This is a genomic window from Rhodococcus sp. WWJCD1, assembly GCF_002258735.1.
GTDB lineage: Bacteria > Actinomycetota > Actinomycetes > Mycobacteriales > Mycobacteriaceae > Rhodococcoides.
The window spans coordinates 122,987-135,803 of sequence record NZ_NOXY01000008.1 but is presented as its reverse complement, the minus strand read 5'-3'; the positions used below and the strand labels follow the sequence as shown (position 1 = coordinate 135,803).

The following is a 12,817-nucleotide window of genomic DNA, read 5'->3' as shown; positions in this document are numbered from 1 at the left end:
TTGTGCGCCCTCCGCGGCACATAACCACGCCACTGCGGCTCCGCCGCACTACACGGTCGAGAGCTGCTGAATCGTGGTTGCCCCGCCCGGGGTGGGCGTGGTGGTGATGAAGTTCGAGTCGTACCCCAGCGATTCGACGACGCTGCGGATCTCGCGGAACTGATCGACGCTGACGTCGGGCGTGCGCTTGAGCACGAATCCGGACGTGCGGGTGGGGCTTCCGACGAACGCCCACGAGTAGTCGTCGGCGATGTAGGCCACGATGTAGTTGGTCGGCCCTTCCTGGCTTTCCTGCGTGGGAACTCCCGGGAAGCTCACGTGCAGTTGGGCTTTGGTGACCGTGTCGTTGACCCGCGCGTTGCCGACGATGCGGTTTTCCTGGCCCGTCCAGGTGGTGCAGGTGTTCTCGACGCGAATGTTGGATTCGTCGATCATCTGGTAGTTGGCCTGGGTGTCGCGGGCGCAGATCAGGTTGAACGGCTGCGGCACCGCGGCAACCTGGTTCCAGGTGCCCAGGTAACGCTCGACATCGAGTGACGGGATCGGGGCCAGTGGCTCGAGGCCGACCGATCCAAGAGGGCCGACCGGTTGCGCCTGCACCGGGGCCGCGGCGAGCAGGGCACCTGCGGCCAGTACTCCGGCAATTGCGGTGCGGCCCAGTGCGGTACGGATATTCATCAATTCGCTCCTTGTGTTGCGGTTGTGTTTGCGGTCTCGCTGGAATCGATTCTGTTCGGCCACCAGATCTTCGGGCCGATGAGAGTGAACAGGGCGGGGATGACGACGGTGCGCACCACGAAGGTATCGAGCAGAATGCCGAGACCGACTATGATGCCCAGTTGGGTGAGTGTGATGAGCGGCAGGACGCCGAGTACGCAGAACACCGCTGCCAGAACGATTCCCGCGCTGGTGATGACACCACCGGTGGCCGACACCGCCCGTACGATGGCAGCCCTTGTACCGTGCCGCGGCGTTTCCTCGCGGGTACGCGTGACGAGGAAGATCGTGTAGTCCACTCCCAGGGCAACGAGGAACAGGAACGCGAACAGCGGGGTGTTGTCGTCGAGCGCGGGGAATCCGAAGATGTGCAGGCTCACCCAGCTACCGATACCGATGGCGGCCACTGCACTCAATACCGTTGTCGCGACCAGGATCAGCGGTGCGACAACCGCTCGTAGAAGTATCAGAAGTACGGCGAGCACCACCGCGAGGATCGCGGGGATGACCACGAGACGGTCACGAGCTGCGGCGTCGGTGGTGTCGAGTGCCTTGGCGTCGCTGCCACCGACCTGCGCTCCGTCCACTCCGGAGAGTGCGGAGCGGAGGTTTTCGATCACGGTGAAGGAATTTTCGGACGCGGGAGCCGCATCGGTGACCACCGACAGGCGGGTCAGTCCGGTACCGGAATCTGCGACGCGATCGACCGAGACGATCCCGTCTGTGCCCTCCACGATGCCGATGACCTCATCGATGCTCGAGGTGGGCGCCAGAATCGTCGTCGGATCGGCCGAGCCGGCCGGAAAGTGTTGCGAGAGAGTGTCGAATCCTTCGACGGATTCGGCGGTGACACGGAACTGCTCGGTCTGCGAGAGGCCGATCTGAGTGCCGAACAGTGCCGCACAGCACGCCAGTAGCGCGACGATGGTGACCGAGGCCGTTGCCACCGGCCGTCGCGAGACACCTGCTGCGATCGAATGCCACACGCCCTCGGTGGTGGTGTCTCGATCCGATTGCTTGGGGACGAACGGCCAGAACAGCTTCGGGCCGCACAGCGCCAGCAGTGGCGGCAGCACGAACAGGACGAACACCGCTGCGACGACGAGTCCGGCTGCGGCCAGCGCTCCCAGGCTGCGGGTACTGGGCAGGATTGCGAGGAGCAAGGTCAGCAGTGCCAGCACGACGGTGGCATTGCTGGCGATGATGGCGGGCCCGGCCTGCCGGACGGCCTCACGAAGGGCGAGGCGGTGGTCGGACTCGCGACGCAGTTCCTCGCGGTAGCGAGAGATCAGCAGCAGCGCATAGTTCGTTCCGGCACCGAACACCAGCACGCTGGTGATTCCCGAGGTCGAACCGTCGAACGAGAGGCCGGTGACCTCGGCCAGGGCAGTGCCGACGGTAGTGGCAAACCGGTCTGCGAAACCGATGACCAGCAGCGGCACCAACCACAGGATGGGTGACCGGTACGTGACGATCAGAAGGACGGCCACCACGAGCGCGGTGACGGCGAGCAAGGTGAAGTTGGCTCCGGAGAACGAGTTCGCAATGTCGGCACCGAAAGCGGGGCCGCCGGTGACCTGAGCGCGCAGGTCCGGTGCGAGGCCGTCGGTCGCGGCGGACCGCAGCTCGGTGATCAGTTCGTTCAGTGTGAAGCCCGACAGCTCGGAATCGACCTGGACGAGAGCGATCGCGGCCTTGCCGTCGGGTGCCACGATCGGAGGAGGTCCCGGCGCGTCGGGCACCGAACGGTCGACGGCCAGCAACCTGTTCTGTGCAGCGGCGGCGGCCTCGATATCGGCCGGGGTCAGGTCTGTGCCGTCGGTCCGGCTCAGAACCAGGATCACCGGGGCGGTGTCGGAGTCCGGAAACTCGGCCAGAAGCTGGTCCACCTGGTAGGACTCGGCAGAGGTCGGCAGCGAATTGGGTGACTGACCGGCCGAATCGTTGCTTCCGACGAGCCCCATCACGGCGGCCGAAAGAATGAGGATCGCGAGCGCAATTGCCCATGATCGACGGTGCGTCACCGCCGCGGCGATGCGATCCCACGCGGCGTTGTTCTCGGTTCGTGTGCTGTCCACGCTCAAAACAATCTCATTTACTTAGATATTAAGCAACTGAATCTGTTGCGGGCAGTACTCTGACGGTGACCGCAGCGAAGGAGTTACCACCGACATGACCGACCGAAACCACCTCGAATCCGCAATATCTGCGGATCTCCGAGCGCTTTCCTCGGTCTCGGAGCAGATCGGTCAGGTTTTCGGGGCTCTACACAGCCTGCGGTCCAACGACTTTCGTGCCCTGCTGCATGTGATGGTCGCGGACGTGGAGGGTGCACCGCTCACTGCAGGTGAACTCGGCACGATGTTGGGGCTCTCTTCTGCGGCGATGACCTACCTCGTCGAGCGCATGATCGCTTCGGGTCACATACGACGCGAATCGGATGCATCCGACAGACGCAAAGTGATTCTGCGGTACGACGAGCACGGGATGGAGGTCGCTCGCGGCTTCTTCGGACCCCTTGGCATGCGAACCAGCGCCGCATTGGCAGACCTTCCCGATGCCGATCTGGCCGCCGCGCATCGGGTGTTCGAATCGCTCATCGGTGCCATGCGTGAACACCACGCCGACCTGGGTAACAGCAGTCGAGCGTAGGGCGCATGCCCGGGTGCGATGTTCGAACCGCTGGTGGGCGGCCTGCTCGAGCCGATGCTGGACTCCGAGCCTGCGAGTGCCGTAAGGTTGGCCGAGGTTGAGCTAACAGCCGGTCACGGGGAAACGCAGCGAAGTCGGCGTCCGGGTCAGGCATTATTCTGCTCCCGCTGCGTCAATCGGTTTCCCCCTCAGTTCGACCGATCGATGGGATCTGCCATGAGTGTTGAATCTTCAGGCAACAAAGTTCGAACCACCCCGGTGACTGTCGCGGAGAAGTCCGTGTCCGTCGCAGCAACCGGAGCAATCTTCACCGCGCACGACGGCCCCGACGGCTCACTCGTCGTCGCCGTCCACGGCGACATCGACATGCGCAGCGCGCCGATGTTCTCCGATTTCGTCTGCAGCCGCGTGTCCAGCAAACGGCACGTCACCCTCGACCTGTCCGATGTCGATTTCTTCGGCATCGCAGGTCTCACAGTTTTCGATGCGGTCCGCGAGTACACGGCCGGCATCGGTGCATCATGGTCGGTCGTCGCAGGACGTTCGGTCTCGCGTTTGCTCCAGGTCGCAGATCTCGAGGCCACTGTCCCGACGTCTCGTCCTTCGAGCGACTAGAAGTACTCCGGCGATATTCGCCGCGACAAGAGGTGGGCAGCTCCTGTACAGGGGCTGCCCACTGTTGGTTCTGCCCTCGATCACACAACCTCGATTCACAGAACGGACGACCCTGACCGACGGCGTGGCCGAGGCGCAGGATCGTCCGAATGTGTTTCAGCCCAAACGAACTAGTCCTTGGTTCCTTCGGAGTCGCTGAAGAACGCCCACTCGCCGTCGTGCTCCACTTCCAGTCGCCAGCCCAACTCTTCGTTGTCTGCGCGGCTGTCCTTGAACCAGGCATGCGCATCCTCGGAACTGGAGATGTCCTTGGTGTCGACGACGGTTCCGTGCGGATCGATAACTCTGTAGTTTGCCATGACGTCGGGATGCCCCGATGCCGCGCAACCTAATCCACGCCGGCACGCCGAGGGGAAGCGGCGGTCGGCTGCTGGAATCCGCAAACGCGCGCGCGTTCGTCGAAGGCGCGCGAAATCGCCTCGAAAACGATGAGATTCTGCGCGCGTCTGGCAACCGCGCGCGCGTTTGCGAGAATCGAGTACTTCGGTGAACCCTCTACTTGCGCGAGAGAAGCGATCGCGCGAAGAACATCAGGTTGGCGGGGCGCTCGGCCAACCTGCGCATGAAGTAGCCGTACCACTGCTCTCCGTACGGCACGTACACCCGAACGTGTCGATCGGCGTCGACGAGCCGCCGCTGTTCCTGATCGCGGATGCCGTAGAGCATCTGGAACTCGAAGTCCTCGGATGACCTGCCCGCGGCCGCCGCGAATGTCTCGGCCGCCTCGATCATCTCCGGGTCGTGCGAGGCGACCATCGGATAGCCGCGACCGTCCATCAGGACCTTCAGGCACCGGAGGTAGGAGTCGGACACCTCCCGTGCACCCTGAAACGCGACCGACGACGGTTCGTTGTACGCCCCCTTGCAGAGTCGTATCCGTGATCTCGGTCCGGACAATTCCGCGCAGTCCGCTTCGGTTCGCCTCAGGTACGCCTGGAGCACCGTGCCCAAATCGGGAAAGTCGACGCGGAGTTCACGCACGATCGACAGTGTCGAATCGGTGGTCGTGTGGTCCTCGGCATCGACCGTCACCCATACCCCGGCCGCAGCGGCAGCCGTGCAGATCGTCCTGGCGTTCTCCAGCGCCAGGGTCCGATCGATTCCTTGACCGAGAGCCGAGAGTTTGAGTGAGACCTCCAGTGCGTTGGCGTTGCTCCGCCGAGACGAAAAGCGCTCTATCAGAGACAGATACGACTCGACCGTGGCGCGCGCCCGATCTCGGTCGGTGGTGTCCTCACCGAGATAGTCCACGGACACGAACCGACCCGAGTCCAGCAGGGCGTCGACAGCGGTGACGGCCGCGGGCTCCGATTCCCCGGCCACGAAGCGATCGACGAGAGCGCGAGTGGCACGCATTCGCGTCACCGTCGCCTGCAGTTTGGGCGATCGAGCGGCCGCCAGCAGCGCCGGTCGGAGGGGATTGTTCAGCAGGGTGGTCATCGTGTGCCCTCGCCTTCCTGATGTGGGTAGCCGTGGGTGGTCGGCGGGACGAACGTTTCCTTGACGGTGCGGGCCGAGGTCCAGCGGAGCAGGTTCTGCGGTGAGCCGGCTTTGTCGTTCGTTCCCGAGGCTCGGGCTCCGCCGAACGGTTGCTGGCCCACCACTGCGCCGGTCGGCTTGTCGTTGACGTAGAAGTTTCCGGCTGCGAATCGTAGTGCGGCATGGGCCTGTTCGACGGCAGTGCGGTCGGTGGCGATGACCGCGCCGGTCAGCGCGTACTTGGATCCGGTGTCGACGGCGCGCAGTGTGTCGGCGTAGGCGTCGGGCTTGCTGTCGTCGTAGACGTGCACGGCCAGGATCGGACCGAAGTACTCGGTGGTGAAGGCCTCGTCGGTCGGATCGTCGCCGAGGAGAACGGTGGGGGAGACGAAGTAGCCCTCGGAATCGTCGCACGTTCCGCCGGCGGCGATGGTCAGGCTGGGTACGGATTTCGCTCGATCGAGTGCAGCTGCGTTGCGGTCGAACGCCTTTCGATCGATGACGGCTCCGCCGTAGTTCGACAGGTCGGTCACGTCGCCGTACTTCAGCGCCGACACCTGCTCGATGAACGTCTCGCCCATCGCAGCCCACACAGATTTCGGAACGAAGGCCCGAGACGCGGCCGAGCACTTCTGTCCCTGGAAGTCGAAGGCACCACGAATCATGGCCGTGGTCAACACTTCAGGATCGGCGGAGCTGTGCGCGACGATGAAGTCCTTGCCGCCGGTCTCGCCGACCAGCCGGGGGTACGAGTGGTAGTTCGAGATGTTGTTGCCCACCTCGCGCCACAGCGTCTGGAACGTCGCGGTGGATCCGGTGAAGTGGATGCCCGCGAGTCGTGGATCGGCAAGGGCCACTTCGGACACCATCGGTCCGTCGCCGAGGACCAGGTTGATCACACCCGGTGGCAGACCGGCCGCTTCGAGGAGCTGCAGCGTCAGGTATGCGGCCACGGCCTGGGTGGGGGAGGGCTTCCACAGCACGGTATTGCCCATCAGCGCAGGCGCGGTGGGCAGGTTGCCCGCAATGGCGGTGAAATTGAACGGGGTGATGGCATAGACGAAGCCCTCGAGCGGACGGTATTCGACGCGATTCCACACTCCCGGTGCCGATACCGGCTGCTCGGCGAGTATCTGCCGGGCGAAGGTCACGTTGAATCGCCAGAAGTCGATCAGCTCGCACGGTGCGTCGATCTCGGCCTGATAGGCCGACTTGGACTGGCCGAGCATCGTTGCAGCAGCGATCCTTTCGCGCCAGGGCCCGGACAGTAGATCCGCTGCCCGTAAGAAGACGGCGGCGCGCTCGTCGAACGGGAGATCGCGCCACATCGGGGCCGCAGCAGTCGCGGCATCGATGGCGTCGCGAACATCCTGGTGGCCTGCACCGGCGAAGCTGCCGATGATCGACGCATGCCGGTGGGGCTCCACGACATTTTCGACAGCGCCGTCGGCGACGCGGTGGACACCGCCGATGACCTGGTGAATCTCGACGGGCGATGTCCTGAGCTCGGTCAGGCGGGTCCGTAGGCGGGCACGTTCGGCGCTCCCCGGCGCGTAGGTGTTGACCGGCTCGTTGGAGGGGGTGGGAACTGATGTGACGGCGTCCATGGCTGCTCCTCGTCTTCGCTGTGTGGTGGCAATTGAAGTCCGATTCGGAGGCCGTTCAATCAGCTCATCGGCCAAAGAATCCGTGGTCTACTTGTCCGTATGGCCAACGCCGTTTCTCTACGATCGCTATTGACATCTCTGCACAGTGCTGTTGTGGAACTCGTGGTCGCGCCCGCAGGGATCGACATGGCCGTCGAGTCCGTTGCGTTGCTCGACGCCGACGACCTGCGTCTGCCGCCGGGGGCGTCCGCCGATGTGACGCTGCTGGTGGGGGTGAACGAGGCCGACGTGGTGCGGTGGTTCGACGATCTTGCTCTGCGTGCCGCGGCCGACAGACCTCGTGCGGTGCTGACCAAGGTGGCCGACTCGGCTGCACTCACCCATGGTGCGCGCGAGACCGGTATCGCCTTGGTTGCCGTACATCGACAGACGCGCTGGGAGCTGCTGTTGTCGATGACGCGAGGAGTTCTCGACCAGGTGCGGACGCACAGTCCGGACGACGGGACCTTCGGAGCCGATACCGATCTGTACGAACTTGCACAGACGGTGGCGTCGCTGACGAAGGGAATGGTGAGTATCGAGGACGAGCGCTCACACGTGTTGGCGTACTCGGCATCGGACGACGCGGCCGACGAATTGAGAACGCTGTCGATCCTCGGGCGTGAAGGCCCGGCCGACTACCTGCGGGGGCTGCACGAGCGTGGTGTGTTCGATCGTCTTCGGCGCACCGACGACGTCATCGACGTACCCGCCGATCACGAACTCGGAATTCGACGGCGCCTCGCGGTGGGGATACGCCGAATATCCGGTAGCCCGACAACTCTCGGAACCATCTGGGTGCAGGAGGGTGCCATTCCGCTCGCCGACGAGGCCGACGGTGTGCTCCGGGGAGCTTCGGCTGTCGCGGCACGATTGATCACTCGCATCGCGAACGCCCCGACCAACGAGACCCTGCAGATCCAACGACTGCTCGGGGCCAGAGGGGGCGGAGTGGACGTCCCGTCGCTGGCATCCGCGCTGTCGATCCCCGCCACCGGATCGTCGGCAGTCGTAGGATTCGCGTCGTGCGGAGAATTTGACATCGGCGCACTGGCACCGGCGATCAGGGTGCACGCCAGCGCCTTTCGACGTGATTCTCTGGTCACCACCATCGGGGAGAGAATCTACGCACTGTTTCCCGGGGTGGCGTCGGGCACGGGGATTTCGGGGTGGGCCGCCGATGCCGTGGGCCGAATCGAGCGGCGAACCTCGCTGGCATTGCGCGCGGCGGTGGCGTACCCGATCGCCGACCTCGAAGCCGTGGCCGCCGCCCGATTCGAGGTGGATCGGGTGCTCGACGGCACCACCGGCGAGGTTCGCGTCACCACGCTGGAGGAATCGAGAACCTCGGTGCTGCTGGGAGAAATTCTCGAATTGATCGGCAATCACGAACAACTCCGTGACCCGCGTATTGCCGAGCTCGACCGATACGACGCATCCAACGACTCCCGGATGCGCGAGAGCCTGGAGACGTACCTGACGTGCTTCGGTGACGTTCGGTCCGCGGCCGATCGCTTGCACGTCCACCCGAATACCCTGCGCTATCGCATTCGCCGCGTCGAGCAGATCCTGGACCTCGATCTGACCGATTCCGATGCGCGTCTGTTGGTGGAAATACAGCTCCGTATGTGAGCGAGAGGATAGGGAGTGAGCTTGCGGGACAACGAGTTCGACTCAGGGGCGGATGGAAGTCGGGAACCCGGTCCACTGCAATTGTTGCGGCAGGTGGCTCATATCGTTGAACATGACGACGCTCGGCGGTAGTCCTGTCCGGTATTCGATGACGGTCAGTGCGGTGTTTGCGCTGTCGATGCCGAGCCACCGAACGCGTGGCGCGTCGAGGGCGTGCCGGATGAACCATGCAATCGGGTACGCGTGGGTGACGAGCAGCTCGTGGGTGTCGTTCCTCGGCTCGGCTGAATCGGGCGTCGTGGCGAAGCGCCTGATCATGTGATCGGCTGTGTCGGCACCGCTCAGTGCGTCGTCGGCGTCCCAGCCGTCGAAGAACGGAATCCACGACGGGGGTGTCTCGTTCGGTGCCGGCACGTAGGGGACGTTGTCGATCAGTTCGTCGGATTCGATGACGGGGGTGTGAGACCGTCGACGGCGCACGATCTCGTGTGCTGTATCCACTGCACGTGGCAGTGGGGAATGCCAGACGACGTCGAGCGGGATGTGTCCCAGGCGCTCACCGAGGAGGCCGGCTTGTTCGCGACCGACATCGGTGAGTCTTCCGAAGGCGTCGGCGTCTCCGTGACGAGCCAAGTACACGTATCGAGTTGTCATGTGGTGGTGATCGTTCCTTCCTGTCCGTCGATACGGACGATGTTGTTGTCGCGCAATCGATCCGTTGCGTTCGCAACTCCGAGGACCGCTGGGATTCGTAGTTCGCGGGCGACGATCGCGGCATGGGACAGTACGCCCCCGGTTTCGGTCACAACACCCTTCGCTGCTCGCAGCAGGGGTGTCCAGGCGGGATCGGTGTACGGGCACACCAGGATGTCGCCGCGACGTACTCGTCCGAAATCGTGTGGGCCACGGACAATTCGTGCGGTTCCCGTCGCATGCCCATCGCTACCCGGTGTACCGGTGAGAATTGTGGAGGAATCGAATCGTCCATCGGCAGTGGCGGTATGGGGCATTGTGTGGTGACTCGGTAGCGCAGCTGTGATCGGCCTGGCTTGCAGAATCCAGACACGACCTTCTTCGATGGACCATTCGATGTCCTGTGGTCCGCCGAGACTGGCAGCGATCTCTCCTCCGAGCTCGGTGAGCCGTACCGCGGCCCGGTCGTCGAGTGTCGACCTGGTGCGGTCCGAAGGCATGACGTCGCTGGTGAACACTGTGTTCTGGCGGCGATCCGTTCGGGTCCGCTTGTCCGCGATGATCGAGGCGGTGCTCCCGTCATCACCGATGCGGTACCGGTCGGGGGTGACAGTTCCGCCGACGACCGAAAGACCGAGTCCCCACGCTGCTTCGATCTCGGTGTCTCCGCCCGGTGTCGACGGGGTGAACATGACCCCCGAGATGTCGGCGTCGACGAGCTGCTGAACGATGACCGCCATTGCGCCCTGCTGGGGCGAGGCGGACCGAATTCGGGATAGATTCTCGCGGTAGCCGACGGCACGCTCGGAATGCAAAGACGTCCAGCAGGACTGCACCGCGTTCATGATCGAGTCGATGCCCTGAACCCCCAGGACGCTGTCGTGCTGGCCCGCAGCCGATGCTGCCGAACCGTCCTCGCTGTCGGCCGATGAGCGCACCGCCAGCGGAGCATCGCCGAATCCTTCGAGCCAGTCAGCGATGTCGTTGCGTAACGATGTCGCGACTCCAGGGCGATCGCCTGCCGCTGCCCGGTACGTATGGAACGGAACCACAACGCCATCCGGCACAGGATAATTCGCCCGAAGAAGGATTCCCAGCGCATGGGCTTTCCCTCCGCAGCTGGAGAACGTTGCGTCTCCGAGTTTCACGAGCATCCCGACTACCCTTCAACCGACTGGCCATCAACAAAATGTTGACAGCTTTGTCCCGATATTGCAGGCTTCGACCATGGAACGCAAGCGTGAAGTCACGACATCGTCGAATCGAACGCACCTGGATGCCGAACGCGAACAGCAGGCAACCCAGCATCTTCTGGGCCTCGGTGCGGGCGATCTGGACGCCCGCCCTTGGCGTCCTGTGCCTGCTCCGCCGACTGCGGTCGACATCGCGCACTTCGCTCTGTGGCGTTCGGCCGAGCTCGCTCCGGACGCCCTCGTCAGCGCCCTGACCCTTCTGCCCGCCGCCCGTGCGGAAGTCGAAGGTCTCGAATCAGGTCTGCTGTTCGCTGCCCGCAGCGCCGGTCTGACGTGGGCGCACATCGCAGAAGCAATGGGATTCAACTCGAAGCAAGCATGCCAGCAGCACTACACTCGACTCACTGCACGCGATGCTGCCGATTCATGACTGCCACTTCGTCTCCCGATCTTCTGGTCTTGCATTCTGTTCGCATACTCGGGTTCGCCGACACCGCTGTGATTGCACATCGTTTCGGTGTCGACACCGCGCAGGCGGAAGAACTCCTTCTCGACGCGCAGGCGTGCGGATGGATCCAACGCGGCGAGTTCGCGGACATGCGTGGTTGGTCTCTCACGGAATTGGGGAGGACCGTGAACGAGCACCAACTTCGCGAGGAGCGCGAGGCGACGGGCCGGACCGACGTGGTGCGAGGTGTCTATCGGAGCTTTCTGCCGCTGAACGAACGGCTGTTGCGAGCATGTACCGATTGGCAACTGCGGCCCACGGACACGAACAGACTCACCGTCAACGACCACAGTGACCGGGTGTGGGATCAGAGAATCCTCGACGAGTTGGCGTCCATCGGCGATGCCCTGAGTCCGCTTGTCGACCAACTGAGTTCGGCTCTCGCACGATTCGCCGGCTACGACAGTCGATTCGGTGCTGCATCGAGACTCGCGCGCGCCGGGGAACACGGTTGGGTCGACCGCACCGATGTCGACTCCTGCCACAAGGTCTGGTTCGAGCTACACGAAGACCTCATCGCGACACTCGGGATAGATCGCCGATCGGAATCAGGTATCGACGACAGTCAGTGATTCGCACGGGCATGTGGGGGACCGGTGCTGGACCTGATCACCAGACTCGGCTCGATGCTCGAGCGTCGGGTGCTTCGGTTCCCGGTATCGATCTGGTTCAGCAGGATTTCGACGCTTCGGACGCCCACCTCGCTGAATTCCTGGCGGATCGTCGTCAACGGCGGGGAGAAGAATTCCGCGTCGGGAACGTCGTCGAATCCGATGATGCTGACGTCCTGCGGTACTCGTTTGCCCTGTACCTCGAGCGCCCGAAGTATCCCGAGGGCCATGGCGTCGTTGCCGGCGAACACTGCGGTCACACCCGCAGTTCGGGCCAGATCGCTTCCGGCGGAGAACCCCGATCTCGCAGTCCAGTCGCCGCTGAGGGTGGGAGGCGGTTCGATGCCCGCATCCTCGTGGGCCAGCCGCCATCCGGTCACGCGGTCGGTGGCCTCGTACCACCCGAGCGGTCCTGCAACGTGCCACACCGCACTGTGCCCGAGGCCGAGCAGATGTGCGGTGGCAGCCCGCGCGCCGGCGATCTGATCGACCGAGACCACGGCCAGATCGCCTGCGGGAGAACCTTCGACGGCCACCAGCGGAAGTTCGCGGGCCAGCTCGGCGATGTCGCCGCCATCGGTTCTCAGTGGTGCGATGACGACGACGCCGTCCACGCCTTGCTTCTGCAACCTGCGGACGCAGGTGATGATCGCCGACTCGTCGAACGACGTGGGAACGCCGACCACGACGGAGTAGCCTGCCTGTCTCGCTGCGGATTCGATGCTGTAGAGCGTCGACACCGGACCGTAGAGAGCGTTACCGGTTCCGACGATTCCGATGGTGCTGCTACGGCCGGTGACGAGAGCGCGGGCGGCAGGGTTGGGGCGATAGCCGAGCTCCGAGATCGCTTGATGCACCCTGGTTCTCGTTGCCTCGGTCACATTGGGGTGACCGTTGATGACGCGAGAGACGGTCTGATGGGACACCCCGGCGAGCCGGGCGACATCGGTCATGGCCGGTCCGCGGGTCGGTGTCATCTTTCTGCAGCTCCTCTTGCGTCGTCGAGGACAA

The 12,817-nt window shown here is 64.0% G+C and carries 13 protein-coding genes; 5 read left to right on the top strand and 8 right to left on the bottom strand.

The window, feature by feature from the left end; translation table 11 throughout:
• Positions 1 to 48: 48 nt before the first annotated feature.
• Positions 49 to 678, bottom strand: a complete 630-nt coding sequence (locus CH286_RS04720; protein WP_094608497.1) for a lipocalin family protein — start codon at positions 676 to 678, stop codon at positions 49 to 51.
• Positions 678 to 2,681: an MMPL family transporter gene (locus CH286_RS04715; RefSeq protein WP_176458143.1), complete on the bottom strand. Its 2,004-nt coding sequence runs from the start codon at positions 2,679 to 2,681 to the stop codon at positions 678 to 680. Before CH286_RS04715 ends, CH286_RS04720 begins: the two co-directional genes overlap by 1 nt.
• Before the next feature lie 208 nt (positions 2,682 to 2,889).
• Here CH286_RS04715 and CH286_RS04710 point away from each other — a divergent pair, with 208 nt between their 5' ends.
• Entirely contained in the window at positions 2,890 to 3,369 is a 480-nt protein-coding gene (locus tag CH286_RS04710) for a MarR family winged helix-turn-helix transcriptional regulator (protein ID WP_094608496.1), read from the top strand.
• A 216-nt stretch (positions 3,370 to 3,585) separates the two neighbouring features.
• Positions 3,586 to 3,984: an STAS domain-containing protein gene (locus CH286_RS04705; protein WP_052058704.1), complete on the top strand. Its 399-nt coding sequence runs from the start codon at positions 3,586 to 3,588 to the stop codon at positions 3,982 to 3,984.
• Positions 3,985 to 4,154: 170 nt separating this feature from the next.
• Here CH286_RS04705 and CH286_RS04700 read toward each other — a convergent pair whose 3' ends face one another.
• The 3 genes from CH286_RS04700 to pruA form a co-directional block, all read right to left on the bottom strand.
• A complete protein-coding gene (locus CH286_RS04700) occupies positions 4,155 to 4,343 on the bottom strand; it encodes a hypothetical protein (protein ID WP_032405716.1) in 189 nt (62 codons plus the stop codon).
• A 196-nt stretch (positions 4,344 to 4,539) separates the two neighbouring features.
• The gene (locus CH286_RS04695; RefSeq protein WP_094608495.1) at positions 4,540 to 5,484 is read right to left on the bottom strand and encodes a proline dehydrogenase family protein; all 945 of its coding nucleotides are present in this window, start codon (positions 5,482 to 5,484) and stop codon (positions 4,540 to 4,542) included.
• Positions 5,481 to 7,130 (bottom strand): L-glutamate gamma-semialdehyde dehydrogenase, encoded by a 1,650-nt coding sequence (gene pruA, locus CH286_RS04690; protein WP_094608494.1) that lies wholly within the window; start codon positions 7,128 to 7,130, stop codon positions 5,481 to 5,483. Before pruA ends, CH286_RS04695 begins: the two co-directional genes overlap by 4 nt.
• A 153-nt stretch (positions 7,131 to 7,283) precedes the next feature.
• On the opposite strand from pruA, the gene CH286_RS04685 reads away from it, so the two are divergent.
• Positions 7,284 to 8,801, top strand: a complete 1,518-nt coding sequence (locus CH286_RS04685) for a PucR family transcriptional regulator (protein ID WP_255182570.1) — start codon at positions 7,284 to 7,286, stop codon at positions 8,799 to 8,801.
• Positions 8,802 to 8,843: 42 nt separating this feature from the next.
• Here the strand turns inward: CH286_RS04685 and CH286_RS04680 are convergent, their stop codons facing one another.
• Positions 8,844 to 9,455, bottom strand: coding sequence for a histidine phosphatase family protein (locus CH286_RS04680; protein ID WP_094608492.1), 612 nt, complete (start codon positions 9,453 to 9,455; stop codon positions 8,844 to 8,846).
• Positions 9,452 to 10,648 carry a PEP/pyruvate-binding domain-containing protein gene (locus CH286_RS04675; RefSeq protein WP_094608491.1) on the bottom strand — a complete coding sequence of 399 codons (1,197 nt, stop codon included), beginning with the start codon at positions 10,646 to 10,648 and terminating at the stop codon, positions 9,452 to 9,454. Before CH286_RS04675 ends, CH286_RS04680 begins: the two co-directional genes overlap by 4 nt.
• A 73-nt stretch (positions 10,649 to 10,721) precedes the next feature.
• On the opposite strand from CH286_RS04675, the gene CH286_RS04670 reads away from it, so the two are divergent.
• Together CH286_RS04670 and CH286_RS04665 are read left to right on the top strand one after the other, a co-directional pair.
• Positions 10,722 to 11,117: a DNA-binding protein gene (locus CH286_RS04670; protein ID WP_094608490.1), complete on the top strand. Its 396-nt coding sequence runs from the start codon at positions 10,722 to 10,724 to the stop codon at positions 11,115 to 11,117.
• Positions 11,114 to 11,767 carry a transcriptional regulator gene (locus tag CH286_RS04665; protein ID WP_094608489.1) on the top strand — a complete coding sequence of 218 codons (654 nt, stop codon included), beginning with the start codon at positions 11,114 to 11,116 and terminating at the stop codon, positions 11,765 to 11,767. The genes CH286_RS04670 and CH286_RS04665 overlap by 4 nt, the downstream gene beginning before the upstream one ends.
• Here CH286_RS04665 and CH286_RS04660 read toward each other — a convergent pair.
• Positions 11,761 to 12,783 (bottom strand): LacI family DNA-binding transcriptional regulator, encoded by a 1,023-nt coding sequence (locus CH286_RS04660; protein WP_094608488.1) that lies wholly within the window; start codon positions 12,781 to 12,783, stop codon positions 11,761 to 11,763. The genes CH286_RS04665 and CH286_RS04660 overlap by 7 nt on opposite strands.
• Positions 12,784 to 12,817 lie beyond the last annotated feature (34 nt).

What these genes read in the sequence shown, in the direction of transcription:
- CH286_RS04720 (WP_094608497.1), bottom strand. Translation starts at nt 678, where the DNA reads ATGAATATCCGTACCGCACTGGGCCGCACCGCAATTGCCGGAGTACTG.
- CH286_RS04715 (WP_176458143.1), bottom strand. Translation starts at nt 2,681, where the DNA reads ATGGGGCTCGTCGGAAGCAACGATTCGGCCGGTCAGTCACCCAATTCG.
- CH286_RS04710 (WP_094608496.1), top strand. Translation starts at nt 2,890, where the DNA reads ATGACCGACCGAAACCACCTCGAATCCGCAATATCTGCGGATCTCCGA.
- CH286_RS04705 (WP_052058704.1), top strand. Translation starts at nt 3,586, where the DNA reads ATGAGTGTTGAATCTTCAGGCAACAAAGTTCGAACCACCCCGGTGACT.
- CH286_RS04700 (WP_032405716.1), bottom strand. Translation starts at nt 4,343, where the DNA reads ATGGCAAACTACAGAGTTATCGATCCGCACGGAACCGTCGTCGACACC.
- CH286_RS04695 (WP_094608495.1), bottom strand. Translation starts at nt 5,484, where the DNA reads ATGACCACCCTGCTGAACAATCCCCTCCGACCGGCGCTGCTGGCGGCC.
- pruA (WP_094608494.1), bottom strand. Translation starts at nt 7,130, where the DNA reads ATGGACGCCGTCACATCAGTTCCCACCCCCTCCAACGAGCCGGTCAAC.
- CH286_RS04680 (WP_094608492.1), bottom strand. Translation starts at nt 9,455, where the DNA reads ATGACAACTCGATACGTGTACTTGGCTCGTCACGGAGACGCCGACGCC.
- CH286_RS04675 (WP_094608491.1), bottom strand. Translation starts at nt 10,648, where the DNA reads ATGCTCGTGAAACTCGGAGACGCAACGTTCTCCAGCTGCGGAGGGAAA.
- CH286_RS04670 (WP_094608490.1), top strand. Translation starts at nt 10,722, where the DNA reads ATGGAACGCAAGCGTGAAGTCACGACATCGTCGAATCGAACGCACCTG.
- CH286_RS04665 (WP_094608489.1), top strand. Translation starts at nt 11,114, where the DNA reads ATGACTGCCACTTCGTCTCCCGATCTTCTGGTCTTGCATTCTGTTCGC.
- CH286_RS04660 (WP_094608488.1), bottom strand. Translation starts at nt 12,783, where the DNA reads ATGACACCGACCCGCGGACCGGCCATGACCGATGTCGCCCGGCTCGCC.